27 protein-coding genes are annotated in these 23,026 nt (G+C 70.0%); 9 read left to right on the top strand and 18 right to left on the bottom strand.

What is annotated here, in order from left to right:
* Positions 1–218: 218 nt before the first annotated feature.
* Entirely contained in the window at positions 219–887 is a 669-nt protein-coding gene (locus tag ACWDNU_RS38870; RefSeq protein WP_370938439.1) for a TetR/AcrR family transcriptional regulator, read from the top strand.
* Positions 888–891: 4 nt separating this feature from the next.
* Here the strand turns inward: ACWDNU_RS38870 and ACWDNU_RS38865 are convergent, their stop codons facing one another.
* The 4 genes from ACWDNU_RS38865 to ACWDNU_RS38850 all read right to left on the bottom strand — a co-directional run bounded on the left by ACWDNU_RS38865 (position 892) and on the right by ACWDNU_RS38850 (position 3,846).
* A complete protein-coding gene (locus tag ACWDNU_RS38865; RefSeq protein ID WP_449672530.1) occupies positions 892–1,482 on the bottom strand; it encodes a YbaB/EbfC family nucleoid-associated protein in 591 nt (196 codons plus the stop codon).
* A gap of 1 nt (position 1,483) precedes the next feature.
* Complete coding sequence (locus ACWDNU_RS38860; RefSeq protein ID WP_370938441.1) at positions 1,484–2,521, bottom strand: hypothetical protein; 1,038 nt, start codon at positions 2,519–2,521, stop codon at positions 1,484–1,486.
* A gap of 1 nt (position 2,522) precedes the next feature.
* Positions 2,523–2,900, bottom strand: coding sequence for a hypothetical protein (locus tag ACWDNU_RS38855; protein ID WP_449672529.1), 378 nt, complete (start codon positions 2,898–2,900; stop codon positions 2,523–2,525).
* A 121-nt stretch (positions 2,901–3,021) separates the two neighbouring features.
* The gene (locus ACWDNU_RS38850) at positions 3,022–3,846 is read right to left on the bottom strand and encodes a DUF1295 domain-containing protein (protein WP_449672528.1); all 825 of its coding nucleotides are present in this window, start codon (positions 3,844–3,846) and stop codon (positions 3,022–3,024) included.
* A gap of 52 nt (positions 3,847–3,898) precedes the next feature.
* Between ACWDNU_RS38850 and ACWDNU_RS38845 the strand changes: the two genes are divergently transcribed.
* On the top strand, positions 3,899–4,405 hold the full coding sequence (locus ACWDNU_RS38845) for an EXPERA domain-containing protein (RefSeq protein WP_449672527.1): 507 nt from the start codon (positions 3,899–3,901) through the stop codon (positions 4,403–4,405).
* A 514-nt stretch (positions 4,406–4,919) separates the two neighbouring features.
* Here ACWDNU_RS38845 and ACWDNU_RS38840 read toward each other — a convergent pair.
* From ACWDNU_RS38840 to ACWDNU_RS38825, 4 genes are read right to left on the bottom strand one after another with little or no spacing between them, the layout of a single operon-like run.
* Positions 4,920–6,395 carry an MFS transporter gene (locus tag ACWDNU_RS38840; protein WP_449672526.1) on the bottom strand — a complete coding sequence of 492 codons (1,476 nt, stop codon included), beginning with the start codon at positions 6,393–6,395 and terminating at the stop codon, positions 4,920–4,922.
* Positions 6,396–6,446: 51 nt separating this feature from the next.
* The gene (locus ACWDNU_RS38835) at positions 6,447–6,815 is read right to left on the bottom strand and encodes a VOC family protein (RefSeq protein ID WP_449672525.1); all 369 of its coding nucleotides are present in this window, start codon (positions 6,813–6,815) and stop codon (positions 6,447–6,449) included.
* A gap of 16 nt (positions 6,816–6,831) precedes the next feature.
* Entirely contained in the window at positions 6,832–7,206 is a 375-nt protein-coding gene (locus ACWDNU_RS38830) for a dihydrofolate reductase family protein (RefSeq protein ID WP_449672524.1), read from the bottom strand.
* Entirely contained in the window at positions 7,164–7,373 is a 210-nt protein-coding gene (locus tag ACWDNU_RS38825) for a hypothetical protein (protein ID WP_449672523.1), read from the bottom strand. The genes ACWDNU_RS38830 and ACWDNU_RS38825 overlap by 43 nt, the downstream gene beginning before the upstream one ends.
* A gap of 102 nt (positions 7,374–7,475) precedes the next feature.
* Between ACWDNU_RS38825 and ACWDNU_RS38820 the strand changes: the two genes are divergently transcribed.
* Positions 7,476–7,847 carry a YciI family protein gene (locus tag ACWDNU_RS38820; protein WP_370938448.1) on the top strand — a complete coding sequence of 124 codons (372 nt, stop codon included), beginning with the start codon at positions 7,476–7,478 and terminating at the stop codon, positions 7,845–7,847.
* Entirely contained in the window at positions 7,844–9,052 is a 1,209-nt protein-coding gene (locus tag ACWDNU_RS38815; RefSeq protein WP_449672531.1) for an RNA polymerase sigma factor, read from the top strand. Before ACWDNU_RS38820 ends, ACWDNU_RS38815 begins: the two co-directional genes overlap by 4 nt.
* Here the strand turns inward: ACWDNU_RS38815 and ACWDNU_RS38810 are convergent.
* A complete protein-coding gene (locus tag ACWDNU_RS38810; protein WP_449672522.1) occupies positions 9,049–9,600 on the bottom strand; it encodes a D-alanyl-D-alanine carboxypeptidase in 552 nt (183 codons plus the stop codon). The genes ACWDNU_RS38815 and ACWDNU_RS38810 overlap by 4 nt on opposite strands.
* A gap of 199 nt (positions 9,601–9,799) precedes the next feature.
* Here ACWDNU_RS38810 and ACWDNU_RS38805 point away from each other — a divergent pair, with 199 nt between their 5' ends.
* The 3 genes from ACWDNU_RS38805 to ACWDNU_RS38795 are packed head-to-tail and all read left to right on the top strand — an operon-like array spanning position 9,800 to position 12,386.
* Entirely contained in the window at positions 9,800–10,492 is a 693-nt protein-coding gene (locus ACWDNU_RS38805) for a response regulator (protein ID WP_370938450.1), read from the top strand.
* The gene (locus tag ACWDNU_RS38800; protein WP_449672521.1) at positions 10,489–11,898 is read left to right on the top strand and encodes an ATP-binding protein; all 1,410 of its coding nucleotides are present in this window, start codon (positions 10,489–10,491) and stop codon (positions 11,896–11,898) included. Before ACWDNU_RS38805 ends, ACWDNU_RS38800 begins: the two co-directional genes overlap by 4 nt.
* A complete protein-coding gene (locus ACWDNU_RS38795; RefSeq protein WP_449672520.1) occupies positions 11,895–12,386 on the top strand; it encodes a hypothetical protein in 492 nt (163 codons plus the stop codon). The genes ACWDNU_RS38800 and ACWDNU_RS38795 overlap by 4 nt, the downstream gene beginning before the upstream one ends.
* A 1-nt stretch (position 12,387) precedes the next feature.
* On the opposite strand, the gene ACWDNU_RS38790 is transcribed toward ACWDNU_RS38795, so the two are convergent.
* On the bottom strand, positions 12,388–13,557 hold the full coding sequence (locus tag ACWDNU_RS38790; RefSeq protein WP_344281449.1) for an MFS transporter: 1,170 nt from the start codon (positions 13,555–13,557) through the stop codon (positions 12,388–12,390).
* Between the two features lie 110 nt (positions 13,558–13,667).
* Between ACWDNU_RS38790 and ACWDNU_RS38785 the strand changes: the two genes are divergently transcribed.
* Both ACWDNU_RS38785 and ACWDNU_RS38780 read left to right on the top strand, forming a co-directional pair.
* Positions 13,668–14,267 carry a TetR/AcrR family transcriptional regulator gene (locus ACWDNU_RS38785; protein ID WP_449672519.1) on the top strand — a complete coding sequence of 200 codons (600 nt, stop codon included), beginning with the start codon at positions 13,668–13,670 and terminating at the stop codon, positions 14,265–14,267.
* 349 nt (positions 14,268–14,616) lie between these two features.
* Positions 14,617–15,642, top strand: coding sequence for a quinone-dependent dihydroorotate dehydrogenase (locus ACWDNU_RS38780; protein WP_449672518.1), 1,026 nt, complete (start codon positions 14,617–14,619; stop codon positions 15,640–15,642).
* A gap of 193 nt (positions 15,643–15,835) precedes the next feature.
* On the opposite strand, the gene ACWDNU_RS38775 is transcribed toward ACWDNU_RS38780, so the two are convergent.
* The 8 genes from ACWDNU_RS38775 to rimO form a co-directional block, all read right to left on the bottom strand.
* Entirely contained in the window at positions 15,836–17,134 is a 1,299-nt protein-coding gene (locus ACWDNU_RS38775; RefSeq protein ID WP_449672517.1) for an allophanate hydrolase-related protein, read from the bottom strand.
* A 391-nt stretch (positions 17,135–17,525) separates the two neighbouring features.
* On the bottom strand, positions 17,526–17,666 hold the full coding sequence (locus tag ACWDNU_RS38770; protein ID WP_449672516.1) for a hypothetical protein: 141 nt from the start codon (positions 17,664–17,666) through the stop codon (positions 17,526–17,528).
* Positions 17,659–18,642, bottom strand: a complete 984-nt coding sequence (pspM, locus tag ACWDNU_RS38765; protein ID WP_449672515.1) for a phage shock envelope stress response protein PspM — start codon at positions 18,640–18,642, stop codon at positions 17,659–17,661. Before pspM ends, ACWDNU_RS38770 begins: the two co-directional genes overlap by 8 nt.
* 35 nt (positions 18,643–18,677) lie before the next feature.
* A complete protein-coding gene (locus ACWDNU_RS38760) occupies positions 18,678–19,526 on the bottom strand; it encodes a PspA/IM30 family protein (RefSeq protein WP_182893389.1) in 849 nt (282 codons plus the stop codon).
* A gap of 254 nt (positions 19,527–19,780) precedes the next feature.
* Positions 19,781–20,230, bottom strand: a complete 450-nt coding sequence (locus ACWDNU_RS38755; protein ID WP_182893390.1) for a helix-turn-helix domain-containing protein — start codon at positions 20,228–20,230, stop codon at positions 19,781–19,783.
* A 100-nt stretch (positions 20,231–20,330) separates the two neighbouring features.
* On the bottom strand, positions 20,331–20,795 hold the full coding sequence (locus ACWDNU_RS38750; RefSeq protein WP_449672514.1) for a CinA family protein: 465 nt from the start codon (positions 20,793–20,795) through the stop codon (positions 20,331–20,333).
* Entirely contained in the window at positions 20,795–21,442 is a 648-nt protein-coding gene (pgsA, locus tag ACWDNU_RS38745) for a CDP-diacylglycerol--glycerol-3-phosphate 3-phosphatidyltransferase (protein ID WP_449672513.1), read from the bottom strand. The genes ACWDNU_RS38750 and pgsA overlap by 1 nt, the downstream gene beginning before the upstream one ends.
* Positions 21,439–22,887 (bottom strand): 30S ribosomal protein S12 methylthiotransferase RimO, encoded by a 1,449-nt coding sequence (rimO, locus tag ACWDNU_RS38740; protein ID WP_449672512.1) that lies wholly within the window; start codon positions 22,885–22,887, stop codon positions 21,439–21,441. The genes pgsA and rimO overlap by 4 nt, the downstream gene beginning before the upstream one ends.
* Positions 22,888–23,026 lie beyond the last annotated feature (139 nt).

The raw sequence follows: 23,026 nt of genomic DNA, 5'->3' as shown, positions 1-23,026 counted from the left end.
GGCCCGGGCGCACACCTCGGCGATCCCCGCCCCCATCTGGCCGCAGCCGACCACGCCGACGAGCTCCACGTGCCTCACCCATCCCTCCGGTACTTGGTTTCATGATGACGGTACTCAGTACCGACGAGTAGGCCAGGGCGGGGTGGTCCACCTCACCCTGCTCGCCCGGGCCGGCAGGCGATTAGGCTGGCCGCAGCGTGCGTGCGAAAGGTGGCCCGATGCCCGAGAAACCGGCCAAGCAACGGCTGACCGAGGCCGCGTTCGCGCTGTTCGAGGAGCGCGGCTACGACCAGACGACGGTCGACGACATCACCGACCGCGCGGGCGTCGGGCGCAGCACGTTCTTCCGTGCGTTCCGGTCCAAAGAGGACGTCATTTTCCCTGACCACGAGGTGCTGCTGAGCGCGATCGAGGCCCGGCTGGCCGGTTCCGACCCGCGCACCGCGACCGTCGCGGTCACCGAGGCGTCGCGGCTGGTGCTGCGGCACTACGTCGCCGAGGGCGATCTGGCGCTGGCGCGGTACCGCCTCACCCGCAGCGTGCCCGCGCTGCGCGCCCGGGAAATCGCCGGCACGCGGCAGTATCAGCGGCTGTTCCAGGAATTCGTTCACCGCTGGATGGGCGGCGGCGAAGAAACCGCACTGCGCGCCGAACTCATGGCGGCGGCTGTGGTGACGGCGCACAACCACGTCCTCCGCCGATGGCTGCGCGGGCAGACGACGGACCCGGAAGCGGCCTTCGACGCCGCGATGGCGGACACGGTCGCGCTGTTCGGCAACACCGGCGAGACCGAGACGACGGTCGTCGCTTTCCGTACCGGCAAAGACCTTTCCGCGGTCCTGCCGGGGTTGCGCAAGCTGCTCGGCGACGAGGGCACGCTCAACTGAGCGGCTACCAGGCCTCGTCGAACCGCACGCCGGCCTCGTACCAGTCCTCGTCGCTCACCGGGCGTTCCGGTTCCGCCGGTTGCTCGGGATCGGCGGTGCGGTTGCGGAGGTAGTCGCCCTCGCCCGTCGCCGCGGAGGCGCCACTCGCTGCTTGCCGAGGCCCGGGAGCAGCCTGCGGCGAGGAAGGTTTCCCTGACCCAGCAACGGGTTTCGGCTGGACCGGCACCGCAGCCGGTGTCGCTTCGACCGGCGGAACAGGCCGAGCAGACCGCCGAGGAGCAGCGGGCGGAGTGGCGGGGGCAACGTCCGGAGTGAACCCCGCCCGCCACTTCAGCCGGTCCATCACGTACCCGCGCGTGCCGAGCGGAGCCAGCAACGACGCCGTCTCGTGCGCCGATTGCCGCTGCGCTTCGGCGTACGTGTGCAGCACCAGCGCGGCCAACTCCTCCGGCGGCAAATTCCGCACTGCGGCGGAGAGTTTCAGTCCAGTGAGGACACCGTCGGTGTTCACCGTGGCCGTGACCGCGTTGTCGGGCGAGGACGCCTCGACCGACAACGCGGACAGTGCCTGGATCAGCTCTTCCGGGCCGGACACATCAGTCCATTGTGGACGGCGACAGCGGCTGTGACACCGAACCGTCCGGCGCGATGTCGACGTTCCGGTCCCGGACCTTCTTCTCGGTGTCCTTCGGGGTGTTGGAAGTCTCGAAGTTGGACGGGTCGAACGAGTCGCCGGGGCTCACGTCGGCGGGCTTCGGGATGTCGGGCAAACCGTCGGCCTTCTCGCGGATCTTGTCCGCCAGCCGTCCGGTCGACTGGTCCATTCCCGAGCGGATCTTCTCGACGTTGTCGAGGAAACTCTCGAAGATTTCCTTCGCGGACTCCCCTTCGACCCGCGCCGAGGCCTCCGCCACGACCTCGGACAGCCCCGCGCCGGCACCGGCCACCGCGGCCTGCGTTCCCGCCGCGGCGAGGCTCAGCCCGGCGCCCGCGGCAGCCGGGGTCGCGACCGCCGCGAGCATCCCGACCAGTGCCGCGGTGAAGGCCGTCGTCATCACCTTGGACAGCGAAATCTCGCCCTCCTTGGCCTTGTCCTTCTGGTACTTCTCCGCGGCGTCCTTGAACGACTTGCCCAGCGTGTTGAGGTCGTCCCGCGCGCCCCACACGCTGTCGCGGCCAGCGACGACGCCACTCTCCAGCACAGAGATCTCAGTGGCCATCTGGTCGTATGTCTCCGACAGCCGGTCGAGATACGTCTTGACGTCCTCGGCCGCCTCGCCGCGCCACGAGCCCATCAGTTCCTTCGCCCGGCGCAGCTCCGTCATCGAGCCGCGGCCGAGGTTCTGCCAGATGTGCTCGTAGGAGTTGATCAACGCCTGCAGACCGGAGCCGGTGTCCTTGAGGTCGGCCTCGGAGAACTCGCGGAAGATGCTCGTGACCTCGTCCTGATAGGACTCGTACAGTCCGTCCATCATCTGGAACAGCATGAACTCCGCGTAGCGCAACGCCAGCACGCCGTCGAGCGCGTCGTTCGCACCTTGCTGCAGGTCCTCGCAGATGCCTTCGAGCAGCTGCTCGCGCGGGCGCTCGTCCGAACCGCCGCTCAGCCCGAAGTAGTTTTCCTGGTCGCTCACGTCAGAGCTCCTCCCCTGCTGCATTGCGCACGCCCATCCGCGCTTCCCCGTCGGCGCTCTCGTACAGGTCGGCCACGCGCGCGAGCGCGACGCTCGCCTGCTGCGTGGTGAAAGCGAGCTTCGCCAGCGCTTCCTCGACCTTCGAGCGGTGGTACTCGTACGCCGCCGCGACCTGGCGCATGCCGAGCGACCCGCCGAACGCCGTCGTCGGGCCGCCGCCGAACGGGTTGAACCCGCCGAAGATGCCCTGTGGTCCGGTCGCCTCGGGCATGTCCAGCCCGCGCACGCCGTCGCGCGCGGTCTCCGCCGCGTGCCCGGCGTCCTCGACGAACCCGCTCGCCTTGCGCAGATCCTTCACGTCGGTCTCGAAACCGATCATGGGTCCACCCCCAGTCGTATGAACCGTCACCCTACTGAGCGAACGGTATCCTTCCGACTCATCGGACATGACGCCGGTTCACGGCATTGAGGTGACCGCCGCCACATTCCGGACGTACCGGCTATCCCTCGCGCGCGGGCTCGGACGCCGCGCGGCGCGGAAACCACGGCACGATCGGCGAAACGCGCCGCTGGTAGTCCGCGTACTCCGGATAGCGGCCGAGGGTGATGCTCTCGGTGAAGATCGTCGAGCCGATGAACAGGGCGGTCAGCAGGACCGCGCCGGCGATCGTCCAGGTGACCGCGCCCGCCGCGGAGACCTCGAGCAGGAACACGAGCCACCACTGCGCTTGTTCGAAGAAGAAGTTGGGGTGGCGGGAAAAGCGGAAGAGCCCGGTCTGCGCGAACCGCGGGTCCGGGGTGCGCCCGGCGGCCGTCTCGCGCTTCTTCCCTTGATGGAAGTTCCACTGCTGCTGATCCGCGACGGTTTCGCCGACCAGGCAGCCCACGAACGCGACGGCCAGCACGATGTCGACGGCGCCCAACGGAGTCTGATGGTCGAGCGCGGTCCACGCGGGCAGCGTGATGAGCAGCAGGATCACGTTCTGGTAGAGCGTGATGAAGAAGAGGTTGAACAGCTGGAACTGCCACGGAGCCATCCGGCCGCGCAGCACCGCCCAGCGGTAGTCCTCGCCGCCGCGGGCGTAGCCGCCCTTGCGGCCGTAGTTGAACGTCAGCCGCGCGCCCCACAGGAACACGAGCGCGAACAGCAGGTTGAGCCTGGCGTCCGCGAACCCCGCGTGACCGGCGAAGATCCCGGCGTAGGCCACCGGGACGACCGACCAGATCCGGTCCACCCAGGAGTACTCCCTGGTGAGCACCGACAACAGCCAGCAGCCGGCGCACACGCCCGCGAAAACCCAGAGGCACACCTGGAACGCGTTCATGACCGCGACTGTACTGCCGGAATCGCCCGCGCGACGCCGGTAGAATCCTCCGATGGGCACCACGACGGCGAACCTGCCCCTGCGCGAACGCAAGATCGACATCTTCTTCGCGGTGATCTTCTCGGTCTTCACGGTGACGTCGCTGATCAGCGACCTGCTGCCGACGATCGGCGTCGACTTCTCCCGCCCGACCGGCAACTTCTTCGTCGACTCCAACTACTGGTACGCCCACGACGCCGACCCTCTCTTCATGCACCCGCCGGACTGGATGCGGATCGTCACCGGGCTGTCCGCGTTCGTCTACCTGCCTTTCTATGTCGTGCTCGTCTGGTGTCTCGTCGCCGGTCGCAACGGGATCCAGCTGTTCGCGGTGGTGTACGCGACGATGATCGTCACGCTCACCGGGATCGTCGTGTTCGGCGTCGAGTTCTTCGGCGACCCGGCGACCCGTACTGGCAATCCGGGCAAGTTCCTCGCGTTCAACCTCCCTTACGTGCTGATCCCGTTGCTGTTGCTGGTGCGGATGCGTCGACCGCTGCCGTTCGCTCGGCGGTTTTGACCACTGTGGACAGTCGCGGGGCAGGGCCCGGTGGCCGCCGAGGGGCGCTTCTGGTGCGCGACCGTGACCGGCAGCGGAAACACCAGCGGGCTAGCCAACTGCCGAGCCGGTTGAAGAACGGCACCGAACCGGCGACCCGCCCACGCTGACCGGCGTCGACGACGTCGGCGGCGACGGGGAGGAACACCGCGGCCGCCGTATTGCCGCCCGGCAAGGCGACCACCATGGACAGACCCGGCAGTCACAGCACCACCGCTCCGGCCTTCAGCAGCACCCGTTGTCGACGACTGGTGCGAACGGCGACCGAACCCCACAACAGCGCGAGGATCGCGACCACCATCAGCACGTCCGACGCCCGACCTCAGCAGCAGCGAAAGCACCAGCGGACCTGCCAGCCGGACCGAGCCGGTGATCGGCCGCGCTGGCCGTCGTCGGCGGCGTCTGCGGCAACCGGCAGGAGCAGCACCGCCATCGTGTCGACGTCCGGCGAGGCGACCACTGGCAGACCCCGCAGTTATCCCACCTCCGCACCGGCCTTTCGCAGCACCCGTTGTCGGCGGCTCGTGTAAGCCGCGACCGAACCGCACAGCAGGGCTAGGAGCGCGACCGCGGTCAGTACGTCGGTCACCGATGTGACCAGCAGCGAAAGCACCAGCGGCCCGGCCAATCCGCCGAGTCGGTTGAAGAACGACACCGATCCGGCAACCCTGCCGCGCTGACCGTCGGCGGATACGTCGGCGGCGACAGGGAGGAATACCGCAGCCATGGTGTTGACGCCCAGCAAGGCGACCGTCAGTACGGCGGCCGACAGCCATGGCGCGGCGACTGCCCATCCGGACACCGCGAGTGCCAGCAACAACACTGCGGTGCACACGGCTAATCGCACCGTCACGCCAGTCGGGCCGAAACGGCGGTAGCCGAGCACCAGCAGTCCCGCGCACACCACCATCGTCACCGCGGATCCGGTGAGCAGGGCGTTCGCTGTGGTCAGCGAGAGGCCGCCGACGCGGGACAGGGTTGGCACCCAGGTTGTCAGGCCGAACGTGGTCAAGCCGATCGAGAACGCGAACACCCATTGCAGGCGGGTCGTGAGTGTGTTGCGGGCTAGCCAGTTCGCTTCCGTCGCGGGGCGTGCGGTCAAGCTGCGCTGGTCCGGGATGACGGCTGCCGCGGCGGCCAGCAGCAGGCCGGTCGGTGCGCCGATGAGCCACAGCACCCGCCACCCGAACACCGGTTCCAGCCACAACGCCGAGCCGGAGGCGACCAGGTAGCCGATCGCGGTCGCGACGATCGACAACCCGGTCACCACCGCTCCCCTGCCTCGTCCGGGGAAAAGGTCGCTCAGGACCGTGATCAGCATCGGAGCCAGCCCGCCGACGGCGATGCCCATCAGGAAGCACATCACCACGTTGCCGCCGAAATTCGGCATCGTGCCGCACATGCTGGTTGCGGTGAATCCGAGCGTGGCGAGCAAGTAACAGGCCCGCCTTCCGATGCGCTCGGCCAGTTGACTGCACAGCAACGCGCCCAATGCGGTGCCGGACAAGCCGCTGACCGCCAGCAGTGACGCGGTCGAGGCGTCGATGCCGTACTCCGCGCGCAGGCCGGGAATGACGAAACCCAGCGTCGACGTCTTGCTGATGTCGATTGTCAGCGCGGCGGTGGCGACCACTGCGATCGTCCGCCTTCCCCGGACTTTCTGCTGTGACACGGAAACGCTCTGCCGCGTCCGGCCGAGAACCAGTGCGGCTCCCAGTGCGAGCAGCAATGCTGTTCCGGCCACGAACATCTCCGGCATGTCGGCCAGCGCCATGCCGTGCAGCCGCCGGTCGGCCATGGAACCCATCGGACTCGTCGCATCAGCCGGGTCCGTCCCGGGCATGTGGAAAGCACGGAAAAAGCCCACCGCCGAAGCGACCACCACCACTGCCGCCGCCACTGCGAGCAATCCCCGCCAGCCCGTCCGAGCTGGCGCCGAAATCGTCGTCATGCCTCCAACTTCTCACCTAGACACCCGGCCCGGCATCTTCAGTCTTGCGCTTCAGTTTTCTTGGAGGACAGAAAGAATATTCCCCGCCGGATCCTTGAACCACGCGATCAGCGGACCGCCGAGCCGGAAGACGCCCTTCTCGTCCACCCCGTCGAACGGTTCGAGGGAAACGCCCGCCACGCCGAGGTCCGCGACCGCTTGCTCGATGTCGTCGACCGGGAAGTTGAGAATGGTGTACTCGGCCGGAACGTGCTTGTCCCCCTTCGGATAGACCAGCACTTCACGGTCTTCGGCGAGGTGCAGGCGCAGCATCCCCCAGTTTTCGGTGACCTCGATGCCGAGCGTCTCGGCGTAGAACTTCCGCGCGACCGGGATGTCGTCCACGGAGAAACCGCTGAATGCTTTGCTGGTGTCGAACATTTTTCCTCCTTGAGAATTATGAACCCGGCTTCAGCCGGTACGTCACCGAGAGAACCCCGTTTTCGAAGGTCCGGGATCCGGCGAGTTCGAGGTCCGCCCGATCGGAGGGCTCCTCGAACAGCCGCGCGCCCGAGCCGAGCACGATCGGGTGGATCAGCAGACTCAGCTCGTCCAGCAAACCCGCCAGCAGCAGCGAGCGCACCAGCCGGGGGCTGCCGGGGATGTGGATGTTCTTGCCCGGCTTGGCCTTGAGCGCGGCCAATTCAGCCAAGTCCGCGCCGAGCAGCGTCGAGCCGCTCCAGTCCAGTTCGGCGAGCGTGCTCGACACGACGTACTTCGGGGTGTTGTTCAGGAAGGCGGCATCGGCGACGAGTCGCCCAGCCCGGGCCACATGCGGGCGAAGTCCGCGTAGGTGTTCCGGCCGAGCAGGACGGCGTCGGACTCGGCGATGCCGGCCCGGATCACGTCGTCCGCCTCGTGGTTCAGCATCATCCAGTCCGGCGGCGACTCGGTCACCCCGTCCAGCGAAACCGACAGTCCGGCCACGATCTTCCGCACTACTATGCTCCTTCTCCGAATGATTGACTTTCACCGGGGACGTCGGAGCCGGAATCCGGAAGGCGACACCGGCGGCGAAAAACTTTCGAAGGGGGCCGGGAAGTGCGGTACCTGATCATGATCCACAGCAACCCGCGGTTCCGCGCGCTCTGGGAGGAGCTGCCGGACGAGAAGAAGGCCGAGTTCGGCCGCAGCCATCTCGCGCTCACCCGGTCGCTGGAAGAGTCCGGCGAACTGGTGCTCAGCGACGGGTTGGCGGACCCGGCCGAAGCCAAATGCGTCACCGTGCGCGACGGCAAGGCGGTGGCGAGCGACGGCCCGTTCGCCGAGGTCAAGGAGCATCTGGTCGGCTTCTACCTCGTCGAATGCGAGAGCATGGAACGAGCGCTGGAGCACGCTGCCCGGGTGCCGGACGCGTTGTACGGCAAGATCGAGGTACGGCCGCTCCGCAACGTGAAAGAGCTGGATCTCTGACTCCCTCGCCCGGTTTCGAACAGCTCCTGCGCGATCTCGCGCCGCAGGTGCTCACCGCTGTCTGCCGCCGGTTCGGCGACTTCACGCTCTGCGAGGACGCGGTGCAGGAAGCGCTGCTGTCCGCCGCGTTGAAGTGGCCGGAGCAGGGCCTGCCGGACAACCCCAAGAGCTGGCTGATCACCGCCGCCGCGCGCAGGCGCATCGACATCGAACGCAGCGAATCCGCCCGCCGGCAGCGCGAGCACACGGCCGCCGGATTGGCGGTGCCGCAACCGGAGCTGGCGCCGGCCGAAGACGACACGCTGACCCTGCTGATGCTGTGCTGTCACCCCGAACTCGGCAAACCGTCCCAGCTCGCCTTGACGCTGCGAGCGGTCGGCGGCCTCACCACGGCAGAAATCGGCCGGGCGTTGCTGGTGCCGGAGAAAACCGTGAGCCAGCGGATCAACCGGGCCAAGAAACGGCTCAGCGGCGCGCGATTCCGGATGCCGCCGCCGGAAGAACGGGCCGAGCGGATGGCCGCGGTGCTACAGGTGCTGTACCTGATCTTCACCGAGGGCCACACCGCCAGCTCCGGGACCGCGGTCAACCGGGTCGAGCTCACCGCCGAGGCCATCCGGCTCACCCGGCAGCTGCACGCGCAGGTCCCCGACGACGGCGAGGTCGCCGGGCTGCTGGCGCTCATGCTCCTCAGCGACGCCCGGCGGCCCGCACGGACCCGGCCGGACGGCACCGCCGTTCCGCTGGCCGAACAGGACCGCTCCCGCTGGGACTCCGCCGCGATCGCCGAAGGGCTCGACCTGATCGGGAAGACCCTGGTCAGCGCGCAGCTCGGGCCGTATCAGCTCGAGGCCGCGATCGCCGCCGTGCACGACGAGGCGGCCCGCGCCGAGGACACCGACTGGCCGCAGATCCTCGCGCTCTACGACCTTCTGCTCGCCGTGGCACCGAGTCCGGTCGCGGCGCTGAACCGGATCGTCCCGGTCGCCATGGTCCACGGCGCGCGCGAGGGATTGCGGCAGCTGGACGAGATCGCCGGACTGGACGAGCACCATCGCGTGGACGTCGTGCGCGCGCACCTGCTCGACCTGGCGGGCGATCCCGAGCAAGCCCGGGCCTATTACCGTTCAGCGGCACAGAAAACACTCAGCGTTCCCGAACGACGATACCTGGAATCCCGTGCCGCAAAGGGGAATTCACCCTAGCTGGCGACCCGGGCCATCGAAGCCGGACGCAAAGAATCCGGGTCCGGCAACCGCATCGGCACGGTGTGCGCGTGATACTCGAAGTGCCACCATTCGTTGTCGTAGCGGCGATACAGCCGATACTCCGGCCCGTGCCGCTCCAGCCACGCCGCGCCCTCGCTCGGGCGCACGTCCAGTGCCGTGCCGCGAACGTGTGCCGACTCGTGCGGCGGCAACACCCGGCGACGGGCCGCAGCAACAGAACCGGTGCGGTGCACCTCTTCGGCGAACAGCCGGTGCTGGTGGGCGGCGTCGCGATGGCCGGAGGTGAGCCCGATGAGCTGGCGGTGCCGCCAGAACGCCTCGGTGCGCGCCGCGGTGAAGGCCGCGCGGGCCGGTTCGCTGAGACCGTCAAGGTCCTCGGCCGGGTATCGCATCGCGAGCGCCCACTGGCAGGCCAGGTGCCGGCCGCGGCCGGGCGAACGCAGGAAAGCCGCCGGGAGCAGCGCCACCGCCAGGAGGCGGGTGACGGCCGCGAGGACCCGGGACCGGCGAAGCGACTCGATCATGGGGTCCACTTTCGGGCCCCAGTGTGCGCGCACTGCGCACGGAGTTTGACAGCTCTGTAACAGTTCGCCACGGCCGCGCTGTTACCGAACGATGACACGGCACGCACCGGGCGGGGATCCGGGCCGGGCAGGCTGGGACCCGGTTGTCCGCTGTGGACTGTCCGGGCGGGCGGACGGGCGGGCTGCGATAGTGGGAGACATGCCGAGGGTGCTGCTGATCGAAGACGACCAGGCCGTGCGCGACGGCCTGCGGCTGGCCCTGACGTACCAGGGCCACACGGTCGACGCGGTGGAGACCGGCGAGGAAGGCCTCGCCCGGCTCGCCGGGGACCCGGCCGACGTCGTCGTCCTCGACCTCATGCTGCCCGGGATGGACGGCTTCGAGGTGTGCCGCCGCATCCGCGCGTCCGGCGACCTGCCGATCATCATGCTCACCGCGCGCAATGACGACATCGACGTGGTGGCCGGGCTCGAAGCGGGAGCCGACGACTACGTCGTGAAGCCCGCGCAGGCCCGTGTGCTGGAGGCGCGCATCCGGGCCGTGCTGCGGCGAACCGGCGGCGAACCGCGCGGTCAAGGTGCGAAACCGGGGCCGGAACGGCACGGCGACCTCACGATCGACCGCGAGGGTCTCGTGGTCAGCAAGCACGGCACGGTCATCGGGCTCGCACCGACCGAACTGCGGCTGCTGCTGGAGCTGTCCGCTTCCCCCGGCCGCGTGCTCAGCCGCCAGCAGCTGCTCGAATCCGTGTGGGATCAGGGGTATCTCGGCGATTCGCGGCTCGTCGACGCGTGCGTGCAGCGGTTGCGGTCCAAGATCGAGGACGACGCCGCGAAACCGGTGTACGTCCAGACCCTGCGAGGTTTCGGCTATCGCTTCGGTCCGCTGTGACCGGCTGGCAGTTCCGGGGCCTGCGCACCCGGCTGCTGGTCGCGTTCGCGCTGCTGAGCGTGTTCACCGCGGTGGCCGTCGCCGGGATCGGGTACGTGCGGGCCCGCGACGGGATCCTGCAGCGCACCCAGGACAACGCCGCCGTCGAGATGACGAACCAGCTCAAGCAGCTGTACCCGCTCCCCCGGCGGCCGGTGGACGCGAACGCGCTGCAGGTGGCCGCCGACCGGCTGAACGGCCGGAAGAACTCCGCGCTGGTGACGAGCGGCGGGCACAGCGCGGGCGACATGCCCGCCTCGGTGATCACGCCGGAACTGCGCGGAGCAGTGCAGTCCGGCCGGGTCGCGTGGCAGCGCGTGGACGTCGGCGGCGTGACGCAGTTGGCCCTGGGCGCGCCGTTGCTGATCTCGACCGGCGACCGGCGGAATCCGACGGTTCCGTCCGGGATCGAGGTCTACGAACTGCGCAATCTCGACGCGGAAATCGAGGCGGTGAACGGGCTCGCCAGGAACGCGTGGCTCGCCGGCGGGGCCGCGCTGGTGGTGGCTTTGATCCTCGCGGTACTCGCCGCCAGCAGCGTGTTGCGGCCGGTCGGCGAGCTGCAGCGCGCGGCCCGCAGGCTCGGCGCGGGCGACCTCGACGCCCGGATCACCGTGCGCGGCAGCGACGAATTGGCCAGTGTTGCCGAGACGTTCAACTCGACCGCCGACTCGCTGCAACGGCACGTCGGCGAACTGCGCCGGATGGAAGCCGACGCGCGGCGGTTCGTCGCCGACGTGTCGCACGAACTGCGCACGCCGCTGGCCGCGATGACCGCCGTCACCGACATGCTCGACGCCGAAGCGAAGCGGCTGCCGGACGCGGCGGGCGAGGCGGTGCGGCTGGTCAGCCAGGAGACACACAACCTGGCGCGGCTGGTGAACGACCTGATCGAGGTCACCCGGTTCGACTCCGGCACCGCGTCGCTCGCGGTGGACGACGTCGACGTGGCCGAGGCGGTCCGCGCGACTCTTCGGGCGCGGGGATTCGCGGTGGAAACCGATCTGCCGGACGGGATCCGGGCGCGCGTCGACCCGCGCCGGCTGGACGTGATCGTGGCCAACCTCGTCGGGAACGCGCTGCGGCACGGCGGGGAGCCGGTGACCGTCCGGTTGCGGGGCGACCAGGCGGGGATCACGCTTTCCGTCGAGGATTCCGGCTCGGGGCTGGACGAGGAGGTGCTGCCGCACGTGTTCGCCCGGTTCTACAAGGCGGACACCGCTCGCAGCCGTTCCGAAGGGAGCGGGCTCGGGCTCGCGATCGCTTGGGAGAACGCGCGGTTGCATCACGGGGAGCTGATCGCCGGGAACCGGCCAGGGGGCGGCGCGGTGTTCACGTTGTGGCTGCCTCGGGAGGTGCGGCAGTGAAACGGTTGCTGACGCTGATCGCGGTCTTGGTGCTGACGGCGAGCTGCGGGGTGCGGCCCAGCGGCGTGATCACCGGGGAGAACGCGCCCAGCGGGCCGCCTAACGGGAACAGCGGCCCGCCCAGCGGGCCGCCTAACGGGAACAGCGGCTACACGGCGAGGGTGTATTTCGTGCTGAACGGGAATGTCGTGCCGGTGATGCGCAGCGGAGCCGGCGACGTGGCCGCGGATCGGGTCCGGGTGCTGGAGCAGGGGCCGAGCGAGGACGAACGGGCTGGCGGGTACACGACGGAGCTGCCGCCGTCGTTCGAGCCGATCGCCATCGGCGTGAGCGACGCGGCGATCGGGGTCAATGTGCGGGAACTGTCGCCTAACGCTGTCTCGCAGATCGTGTGCACTGTGCTCGCGGCAGGTGGCGGTGGGGCGTCCGGGACCATCACGCTGTCCGGCGGGGGCCAGAAACTGCAACCTCAAGCCTGCGGCCGATAGTTCAGCCGCGCGGCTTCATCACCGGCGCGAACACCACCGCCACCACGCACAACGCCAGCGGCAGCAGGAACGCGACGTTCAACGGCACCCAGTGCGCCAGCCCGCCGATGATCGCCGGGCCGGCCAGCAGTCCGACGTATCCGACGCCGACCACCCGGGCCATCAGCGCGCCCGACGCCCGCTTGTCCAGGTTGCCCGCCGCGGTGAACAGCTGCGGGACACCACCGGAAAGGCCGAGTCCGAACAACGCCCAGCCGCACAGCGACAACGGAACCCACGGCGCCAGCGACGCGATCGCGAGCCCCAGCGCGGCCAGCCCGCTTCCGTAGCGCACGACAGCGACCGGACCGGCCAGCGCGGCTACTCGGTCGGTCGCGAATCGGCCGACGGTCATCGCCACCGCAAACGAGCCGTAAGCCAGGGCGGCCGTGCTTTCGGACGTCCCCAGCCCGTCGCGCAGATACAGCGCGGCCCAGTCGTTCGCGACGCCCTCCGACAGCATCAGCGCGAACGCCAGCAGACCCAGCAACCACACCACCCGGGCGGGAGTACGCGTGGGTTTGGCTTCCTCGGCGGTTTCCTCGGCTGCCTCGTCCGACGAATCGAGCAGATACCGGCGGACCAGCAGCGAAACCACGATGCACAGCACTCCGGTACCGCCGAGCGACACGAGCGTCGGCACGCCCGCCCCCAGCACCGCCGCCCCGACGACCGCCGCGATCGCACCGCCGATCGACCACATCGCGTGGAACGCGGCCATGATCGGCCGCGGGTAAGCCCGTTCCACGACCACCGCGTGCGCGTTCATCGCGACGTCCAGCGAGCCGTTGAAGAACCCGAACGCCGCGAGCGCCAGCCCGAGCGTCCACCAGTTCGCCGCGAACCCCGGCAACACCACCGCGACCCCCACGAGCACCCCCGCGACGGACACGACCCGCGGATGCCCGAACCGGTCCGCGAGCGGCCCGGTGACCTGCATCCCGATCAACGCCGACCCGCCGAGCACCAGCAGCAACGCCCCGAGCGCGGTGTGCGAGACACCGGTCGCGCGCTCGATCACCGGGATGTGCACCACCCACATGCCGACCGCGAACCCGCAGAGGGCGAACACGATCCAGGTGGCGACGCGGGCCGCGCGGGGCAGCACCGGAGGCGGGGAGAGCTCGGTCATCGGGCTCGGCTCCTCTTCGGGGGTCGGGTCCAGGCAGGAACACAGGTGCGGGCGGGGAGAATCGGGCTGAGGCATGATGGGCGCGTGGAAGCCGACCTGACCGCCGCCCCGTGAGCGGGGGCTACCTGAAGGGCAGAATCCGCCGCGACGACATCGTTTCGGCGGCCGCCGTGGTATACGGCGAGGCTGGCTACCACGCGTCGTCCCTGCGGGAAATCGCCAAACGAGCCGGCATCACCCACGCCGGCTTGCTGTACCACTTCCCGACGAAGGAAGCCCTGCTCGCGGCGGTCCTGGAACGCCGAGACGCCGAAGACGCCGCCCGTGAGCAACTGACCGCGACCCCGCCTGGCTTGGATGTCCTGCGCCGCTTCATCGCACTGGCCGAACACAACGTCCGCCACCGGGGCATCGTCGACCTGTACTCGCGCCTCGCCGCCGAAGCGGTCTCCGAAGACCATCCCGCGCACGCCTACTTCGCCCGCCATTACCGCGAGGCCCGCGACAGCATCGCCCAGTCGTTCCACGCGCTCGCCGAAAGAGGCGAGCTGCGCCCCGGCGTAGACCCGGACTTGGCGGCACTCACCTTCGTCGCACTGATGGACGGCCTCCAGGTCCAGTGGCTCACCACCCCCACGCAAGTCGATGTAGTCGGTTCCCTCCGTCTCTCTCTGCAAACTCTCCTGACTGTCCCGCTGTTCCCGAATTAGGCGGATTCAGCAGATCCAGCCCCAAATGGCCGCCGATCGCGCCGCCGCTGTCCGGGAGGGGAACGACCCGCAACCGGTCCGTCGCCGGAACGCGCCCAACCAGCGAGGCACCCAGTCCCTCCCCCACCCCGATACGAAGCCTCCCTGCGGTTCGGGGGTGCTTGTCAAGGCATCTTTCCCGCCTTGACAAGCACCCCCAGACCGTCAGCACACTCAAGCTTCGGGGTGCCCCACGCAACCCATGGGCGCAATGTCGCCGCCAGGCGACGAGCAGCCCAAGACGCGACCCCCGCCACAAGAACCCAAGCCACCCCAGCCAACCCACCCCCCATACGGCAGCATGGACAACGTGCTCTTCGACAGGATCGTCCGCCCAGCGATGTACCGGCTCGCCTACCACGACCCCGAGGTAGTCCACGAGCGCACAGTCACCCTCCTGAGCCGAGCCGGAACCGCTCTCCGCCCCATCACCAAGGCGTACCGAACCACCGATCCCACCGAAGTCCTAGGCCTGACCTTCCCCAACAAAATCGGCCTGGCCGCGGGCATGGACAAAAACGGTCGAGCCCTCCACGCCTGGCCGGCCCTGGGCTTCGGCTTCGTCGAAGTAGGCACAGTCACCCGCCACCCCCAGCCGGGCAATCCCAAACCCCGGCTCTTCAGCCTCCCGGTCACCGACGCGGTCATCAACCGCATGGGCTTCAACAACGACGGGGCCCAAGCACTGGCCGACCGTCTGGCCTCGCACGGGAAACCCGCGGTACCGCTGGGAATCAGCATCGGCAAGTCGAAGGTGACGCCGCTGGACGAGGCCGTCGAGGACTACCGCTACTCGCTCCGCACCCTGCACCCCTTCGCCGATTATTTCGCGATCAACGTCAGCTCCCCGAACACCCCGGGCCTGCGTGCGCTGCAAGACAAATCCGCACTCGCCGAACTGCTCTCCGAACTCCGCAAGACCGGCGCCGAACTGGGTGGCGACACGCCCCTGCTCGTGAAGGTCGCCCCCGACCTCACCGACGACGCGCTCGCCGAACTCCTCGAAGTCTGCCTTGAGCACGGCGTAGCCGGGATCATCGCGACCAACACGACCCTCTCCCGCGCGGGCATCGCCCCCGCCGAAGCCGCGCTGGCGTCGGAAACCGGCGGGCTGTCCGGCCGCCCGCTGACCGAACGCTCGGCCGAAGTCGTGCGCTTCGTCCACGAGAAGACCGAGGGCAGGCTGCCGATCATCGGCGTCGGCGGCATCCTCGGCCCGGATGACGCCCGTCGCATGCTCGACGCCGGTGCCAGCCTCGTCCAGATCTACACCGGCTTCGCACTGCACGGGCCCGGTCTGGTCCGCCGCGTCGGCCGGGGGCTCGCCGCCCGGTAGCGGGCTCAACTGTCCGACGGCGAAGTCCGGGCTCCGGCACGCAAACCGGGGCCCCGCATCGGCGAACGACTGCTCGGCAAAGCCAGAAGTACGGCTTCGGCCTGAGGTCGTGCCCGGCTCAGGAACCCGGGCCCGAACCAGACCTCGTCCGGCAGGGCCCGAGTCCGGCCGTGCGCACTCGGGCCCCTCCGCGTCAGCCGGGGAACCGCGGGCCGCCGGTGCTCACGAACCGCAGGTATCCCCGCCAAGACGCGTACCGGTCCAGACCTTCCCCGCCGACAGCGGCCGACGGCTCGCACAGCACCGCGAGCGGCGAACTTCCGTCCTCCAACTCCACCCGGCCCATCACGAACGGCGCCGCCAAGCCCTCCGCGAAACGGTCGAACGCCGCCGGAGACAGCCGCCAGCGTTCGCCGTCCACGCCAGCCGAGCCGGAGACCACTCCGGGCTGAGGCGGGGTGACACCGTTGAGCAGCACCAGGCGATAGTGCTCGGCAGTCCGGACCAGACCACCGAACCGCGCCCCGTGCAGTTCGTCATGCAGCGGCTGTCCGCACAGGTGCGCACCGAACACCACCACATCGACGCTCTCGCTCGGGTACGGGTCCGGCGACCGCTCGCCAGTCAGCACCGAAGACAGGTCGATGCCGATCTGGTCCTCGAACGCCCGCGTCACCACAGTGATCCCGTACGGCCGCCGGTCACCCGGCACGGTCACCGCGGCGACGTCCAGTGCGTTCAGCGTCGATTCCAGAACGCCGACGGTCGGCAGCAGCAACGCATCCAGATCCGCCAGCAGCGAGCGGGCTCCAGAGGCGTCTCCGGCCCCGTAGAACGCGCTGACGTCTACCGGGACCAAGACAGCGCCGGAAGCCTCCAGAGAGGCGGCGGCGACGTCGAACGCTCTCCTCGCGGGCAGCGGGAGGCTGGCCTCGGCGGGGATGCCGAGGCGCGGATGCTGTCCGGCGGCGAGACGGACGTCGGCTGGCCACTCGCGCATTGCCGAGTCCGTACCGAACATCGCCGCGACGGCCCGCTGGGCGGTGGCGAGGCGGTGCGCGGACACCGAAACGGTCGTCGCCGGGATCAGGCCGGGCGTCGGCTTGAGGGTGAGTACTCCGGCCGGGGCGGCGATCTCCCGCGCGGACGAATTCAGTGCCAGGTCGACGATCTCGAGACCGATCGCCGCGTTTTCCGGGTCCGCGACGGTGGTTCCGAGGACCACCGCGCCGGCCTCGGTGAGGCGGGCGAGCGCGGGCGGGCTGTCGGAATCGACCGCGCAGACCGTTCCGGCCAGCGGGAGGTCTTCGCCCGCGTGGACGCGTTCGTCGACGGTTTTCGCTTCGACGAGCACTTCCTCCATGGTGCGCACCGAGGCCCAGAGTCCGGGGCGGTCGGCTTTCGCCAGCCGCTCGAACGCGGTGCGGACCCGCTCGTGCGAGCTGGGCGGGGGGACGGGAACAGGATCAGGTTCCGGCGGGAGCGTAGTCACGAGGGCGTCCTTTCCTCGGCGGGATCGGAGGAGTCCACTGTGTACGTCCGGCGCCGCGAACCTCAGCCCGTGACGCCGGGCCTGGCGGGTGCCAACACCGACCTCATGAGAAAAACGTTAAACCGCAGACGTTTCCGTCACCAGCAGGATCGGATTACGCGATTGTTGCGGTATGCGGGGGAAACTCACGCACCGTCGCGGCCGGACTGTCCGGTTGCGCCGACCGGAATCCCAAACTCGGCCATCAGGACGGCGTTTCCGCCCGGCCGCGGCGAATCCCGGAGTCGCCGTGAAGCCGCGCGCCCGGACCACATTCACCCCTGGATCGGGCGTTTCGCGGCGGATTACCGCGCCGCACGACCTCGGTGACAGGGCCAGCGCAGGCTGGTTTTCAACGCCAGCGCCAGGCCGTGAGCCGGTCCGGCGCGTCGGTCAGCGCCTCCCGCGACGTGACCATGCCGTCACCGCTCGCCCAGCCGCGGCGATTCCCGGAGTCGCCCCGCACGACCCCGCGACGAGGTTGGTCAGCCAAGGTCTTTCAACGCCAGCGCCAACCCCGCGAGCCGATCCGTCGCGTCCGTCAGCGCCTCCCGCGACGTGACCATGCCGTCACTGCTCGCGGCCACCGCACGACCGGCCGCGGCGACCAAGCCGCCGTAGCCTTCGATTCCGTCGTCGAGTTGCTCGCGCAGCTTCGCCACCGCGGCCTGCAACGCCGAACGTTCGCGTTCCGGCGCGGAATTGCGGCCCCGTTCGATCGCCTGGATCCGGTCGGCCAGGCCGCGCAGCGCACGGGCGGCCTCGTCGGCCGTCGCGCGGGCGTCGGCGACCGAGACCTCCGGAACCGCCGTGGTGCCCAACGAAGTGGGCACCGAAAGCTGCCGCAGGAGTTCGCGCAGCGAAGCCTCCGACTCGGCCAAGCGCTCCATCGGCTCGCGCGCGGCCGAACCGGCCGCGGGCAGCGGCGGCGGACCGCTGGGCGCGGCGGGAAGTTCGACCTTCTTCAGCTCTCGCAACCGCATCCCGGTGCGGACGCTGAACGTACCGAACACCAGCGTCGCGAAACCGGAGAACACCGCCTGCCCGATTTCCGGGCCGGCCACCGCTCCGCCGAGCAGGCCGGTGGCGGTGAGCACGGTGAGGATCCCGAGCAGGATCGTGACCAGCACCCACAACGTGAGCACGCGCGAGGTGCGGCGGATCCGGCGCTGGTGCTTCGCGCTCGGCTCGTTCCAGCGCTGCCATTTCGCGCGGACCTCGGCCACCGCGGGCACCTGCCCGGCGACCGAAGAGAACGCCGCGGACGCGGCCGCGCTCGCCGGGCGGCGCGGCACCGGCGGCGGCGAGACCGGACCGCGCTGGGTCTGCTGCGGCTTCCCGCCGGCTTCCTCGGCCGGCGGGAAGTACCGCTGCAGCTTTTCCTGAGCGCGCTGGGCGTAGTCGGGCAACCGCTCGATGTGCTTCTCGAGCTTGGCGTTGAACTCGCTGAAGTCCCGCCGCTTGGTCATCCGCGCTACCCCCTGCGCCGCTCGTGCCCGGCCGGTCAGGCCGGGTTCTTGCCCTGTTCGGCCTGCACGCGGGCCTGGATCTCCCGCTGGATGTCGCCCGAGGCGGCGGCCGGCTTGGCCGCGGCCGCGCCCGCACCGCCGTCGGTGACCTGCGCGACCGAGTCGCCGCGCATCGACGCGCGGATCTGCTCCAGCCGCGAGTGGCCCGCCATCTGGGTGGCCGACTCCTGGACCTCCATCATGCGGCCCTGCACCGAGTTCTGCGCCAGCTCAGCCGAGCCCAGCGCGGTGGTGTAGCGCTTCTCGATCTTGTCCCGGACCTCTTCCAGCGACGGCGTGTTGCCCGGCGCGGCCAGCTGGCTCATCTGGTTCAGCGACGCGGAGACCTGCTCCTGCATCTTCGCCTGCTCCAGCTGCGAGAGCAGCTTCGTGCGCTCGGCCAGCTTCTGCTGCAGCATCGTCGCGTTGCGCTCGACGGCCTGCTTCGCCTGCGTGGCCGCCTGCAGCGACTGGTCGTGCAGCGTCTTGAGGTCTTCGATGCTCTGCTCGGCGGTGACCAGCTGCGCGGCGAAGCTCTCCGCCGCGGTCTCGAACTGGGTCGCCTTCGCCTCGTCGCCCTTGCCGCGGGCCTCGTCGGCCAGCACGAGCGCCTGGCGCGTCGAAGCCTGCAGCTTCTCGACCTCGCCGAGCTGGCGGTTGAGCTTCATCTCCAGCTGCCGCTGGTTGCCGATCACGGAGGCGGCCTGCTGCGTCAGCGCCTGGTGATTGCGCTGCGCCTCCTCGATGGCCTGCTGGATCTGTACCTTCGGGTCGGCGTGCTCGTCGATCTTCGACGAGAACGCCGCCATCATGTACTTCCAGAACTTCACGAACGGGTTGGCCATCTCCTCCGCCTGCCTTCTTGCGTCCCACGGGCCCTGATTGCTTCGGGGCGGGGCGTCGCTCCCCTAGTCGCACAACGTACCGACCCCGGCGTTGGGTTCCATCGTGTCAGGTCGGCCTCCGCCGTTCCAGGCGACCCCGGGGGAATTCAGGGTCAGCCCTGACCGGCGGTCAGGACCGGCCCGGAAGGGGAACCCCGCGCACGCCGACGGCCCCGGGGAGATCCCCGGGGCCGTGCAGCGAAACAGCGCTGGCGTTACGCCGCGATCGTGGACGCGAGCTTCGGCGCGCCGATCGTGGTCCGCAACGTCGTGTTCATCCGCGGAGCGGGCTGAAGCCGCAGGTCGGAGAGGTCGTCGCCGATCAGCTCCGACACCAGACGGCCGCCTTCGAAGCCGGCCTCGCCGCGGTCGGGCACGGTCTCCCTCGGCGCGGTCTCCACCTCTTCCACCGGCGCGACCTCGACCTTGTCGAGGGCCGACACGTCGGCGGCGACCTTGTGCAGCAGCTCGCCCAGCGGCAGCTCCAGCGCCTCGCAAATCGACGCCAGCAGCTCGCTGGAAGCTTCCTTCTGGCCGCGCTCGACCTCGGACAGGTAGCCGAGGCTCACCCGGGCGGCGCGGGAGATGTCACGCAGCGTCCGACGCTGGTTGGTGCGGGCATGACGGAGCCGATCACCGATCGCCTCGCGCAACAGCACGGTCATCACGCGCCTCCCTTCCCGAACTGGTGCCTCCTACGTTACCCAGAGCGGTACCCCGAGTGCAGGACTTGACACGTACGTACGCCAAGGGCGAACGCCGTTTTCAGTCTAGTTGTTCCCCGAGCAGCGCGAACGCGGCGCGGACCGACGCCGTCCGAATCGTGTCCCGGTCACCGGGCTCGGCCAGTTCACGCACCGTGTTCACGCCTGGTCCGCTGAGCCCGACGTACACCGTTCCCGGGGCCACGCCGTCCTGCGGATCCGGCCCGGCGACGCCGGTCAGGCCGAGGCCCCAGGTCGCCCCGCAGCGCTCTCGCACACCCCTGGCCAGCTGCGCGGCGACCTCGGGGTGCACCGCTCCGTGCTCGGCCAGCAACGCTTCGTCGACCCCGGCGAGCGCGGCCTTCAGCTCTGTGGCGTAGACCACCAGCCCGCCGCGCAGCACCGCGCTCGCGCCCGGCACCTGGGCGAGCGTGGCGCAGACGAGACCAGCCGTGAGCGACTCCGCCGCCGCCACGGTTTCCCCCCGGCGGGTGAGGGTCGCGACGAGTTCGCGTGCTTCGGTCATCACGAGCCCATCGCGCGCCGGCCGGCGGCGCGCAGCCGGATCGCGCGGACGAGGTAGTCCACGCCGGTGACCACCGTCAGCGCCACCGCGATCCCCATCAGCGCCCAGCGCACCGGGTCCGCTCCGGCGGGGAGCGGCAGCAGGTAGGTCACGATCGCGATGATCTGCGCCATCGTCTTCGCCTTGCCGCCCCGGCTGGCCGGGATCACGCCGTGCCGGATCACCCAGAACCGCAGCAGCGTCACGCCGATCTCGCGCACCGCGATCACGATGGTGACCCACCAGCCCAGCTCCCCCAGCGCGCTGAGCCCGATCAGCGCGGCGCCGATGAGCGCCTTGTCCGCGATCGGGTCGGCGATCTTGCCGAAGTCGGTGATGAGGCCGTAGCGCCGGGCGACCCAGCCGTCGACCTGGTCGGTCGCGGACGCGATGGCGAACAGCCCGGTGGCGATCGCGCGCCACGTGGTGTCCTCGCCATGGCCGGTGAACAGCGCCACGACGAACAGCGGGACCAGGACTAGCCGCGAGATGGTGAGCAGGTTCGCCAGGTTCAGCGTCGGGACCGGGGTGGCTTCGGGCAGCTGGGCCCCGCCCTCGGAAGCGGCGCGGGGCACGCCCTCGCCCGCCCCGCTGGGCGCGGCACTCACCGTCCGGCGTCCGGCGCCGGGCGGACGACCAGGTCGACGCCGGCGGAGTCGACGACCTCGCAGCGGACGATGTCGCCCACCGCGAGCGGCTTGGTGTCTTCGTCCTCGAGGATGACGCACTCGCCGTCGACCTCGGGAGCCTGGTGCGCGGCGCGGCCGACCGCGTCGTCCCCGTCGGTGCCGTCGTGCTCGACCAGGACGTCCACGAAGGTGCCGATGCGGTCCTCGGCGCGCTGCGCGGTCAGCTCCTCGACCAGCGCCGAGATGCGCGCGACGCGTTCGGCGACCACGGCCGGGTCGAGCTTGCCGTCGAAGGTCTCGGCCTCGGTGCCGTCCTCGTCGGAGTAGCCGAACACGCCGACCGCGTCGAGCCGGGCCCCAGTGAGGAACCGCTCCAGCTCGGCCAGGTCGTCCTCGGTCTCGCCGGGAAAGCCGACGATCACGTTGGTGCGGATGCCCGCCTCGGGCGAGTACTCGCGGATCTGCTCGGTGAGCGCGAGGAAGGAATCGGTGGAGCCGAACCGGCGCATCCGGCGCAGCACCTGCTCGCTGGAGTGCTGGAAGGACAGGTCGAAGTAGTCCGCGACGCCCGGCGTGGTGGCGATGGCCTGCACGAGCTGCGGCCGCGTTTCGGCGGGCTGCAGGTAGGAGACGCGGACGCGCTCGATGCCGTCGATCTCGGCCAGCCGCGGCAGCAGCAGCTCGAGCGCGCGGGTGCCGTCGCGGCCGAAGTCCTTGCCGTACGAGGTGGAGTTCTCGCTGACCAGGAACAGTTCCTTCGCGCCGTTCTCGGCGAGCCAGGCCGCCTCGGCGACGATCTCGTCGGGCTGGCGGGACACGAACGACCCGCGGAACGACGGGATGGCGCAGAACGAGCAGCGCCGGTCGCAGCCGGAGGCGATCTTCAGCGCGGCGACCGGGGAATCGTCCAGCCGCGTGCGCAGGACGCGCGGGCCCCAGCCGTGCTGCGCGTGCCCGGGCACCTCGACCTCGGCCGTCGCGGCGGGCCGCTGCACCGGGCTGATCGGCAGCAGCTTGCGGCGGTCGGACGGGGTGTGCGAGGCGATCGTGCGGCCGGCGACCACGTCGTCCAGCCGCGAGGACAGGTCGGCGTAGTGGTCGAAGCCGAGCACCGCGTCGGCCTCGGGCAGGCTGTCGGCGAGTTCGTTGCCGTAGCGCTCGGCCATGCAGCCGACCGCGACGACCTTGCGTCCGGTGTCGGCCGCGGCGAGCAGCGTGTCGACCGAGTCCTTCTTGGCCGATTCGACGAAGCCGCACGTGTTGACCACGACGACGTCGGAGTCCTCCGGTTCGGCGGCCAGCTCCCAGCCGCCCGCGGCCAGCCGGCCCGCCAGCTCCTCGGAATCGACCTCGTTGCGGGCGCAGCCCAAGGTCACGAGGGAGACACGGCGGGCGCGAGCGGAATCAGCGGCTGGAGAAGGCACGACGTTCAGGGTAGCCGTCGCATTCGGACCGCCCCGCGACGGCGTCGCCCAGCGCGGTGACCCGGTCTCCTCCGGCCGGGTCTCGCCGGGGCTGTCGGCGGGGCTTCCAGTACGTGAGGGGAACCCTGAGGGAATCTGA

It is taken from the genome of Amycolatopsis sp. NPDC003676 (assembly GCF_053587275.1).
The sequence above is the reverse complement of the archived record's forward strand: the minus strand, read 5'-3'. Positions and strand labels throughout refer to the sequence as shown.

Coding starts and splice junctions, on each gene's coding strand:
- ACWDNU_RS38870 (WP_370938439.1), top strand. CDS start 219: ATGCCCGAGAAACCGGCCAAGCAACGGCTGACCGAGGCCGCGTTCGCG.
- ACWDNU_RS38855 (WP_449672529.1), bottom strand. CDS start 2,900: ATGATCGGTTTCGAGACCGACGTGAAGGATCTGCGCAAGGCGAGCGGG.
- ACWDNU_RS38850 (WP_449672528.1), bottom strand. CDS start 3,846: ATGAACGCGTTCCAGGTGTGCCTCTGGGTTTTCGCGGGCGTGTGCGCC.
- ACWDNU_RS38845 (WP_449672527.1), top strand. CDS start 3,899: ATGGGCACCACGACGGCGAACCTGCCCCTGCGCGAACGCAAGATCGAC.
- ACWDNU_RS38840 (WP_449672526.1), bottom strand. CDS start 6,395: ATGACGACGATTTCGGCGCCAGCTCGGACGGGCTGGCGGGGATTGCTC.
- ACWDNU_RS38835 (WP_449672525.1), bottom strand. CDS start 6,815: ATGTTCGACACCAGCAAAGCATTCAGCGGTTTCTCCGTGGACGACATC.
- ACWDNU_RS38810 (WP_449672522.1), bottom strand. CDS start 9,600: ATGATCGAGTCGCTTCGCCGGTCCCGGGTCCTCGCGGCCGTCACCCGC.
- ACWDNU_RS38805 (WP_370938450.1), top strand. CDS start 9,800: ATGCCGAGGGTGCTGCTGATCGAAGACGACCAGGCCGTGCGCGACGGC.
- ACWDNU_RS38790 (WP_344281449.1), bottom strand. CDS start 13,557: ATGACCGAGCTCTCCCCGCCTCCGGTGCTGCCCCGCGCGGCCCGCGTC.
- pspM (WP_449672515.1), bottom strand. CDS start 18,642: ATGACCAAGCGGCGGGACTTCAGCGAGTTCAACGCCAAGCTCGAGAAG.
- ACWDNU_RS38760 (WP_182893389.1), bottom strand. CDS start 19,526: ATGGCCAACCCGTTCGTGAAGTTCTGGAAGTACATGATGGCGGCGTTC.
- ACWDNU_RS38755 (WP_182893390.1), bottom strand. CDS start 20,230: ATGACCGTGCTGTTGCGCGAGGCGATCGGTGATCGGCTCCGTCATGCC.
- ACWDNU_RS38750 (WP_449672514.1), bottom strand. CDS start 20,795: ATGACCGAAGCACGCGAACTCGTCGCGACCCTCACCCGCCGGGGGGAA.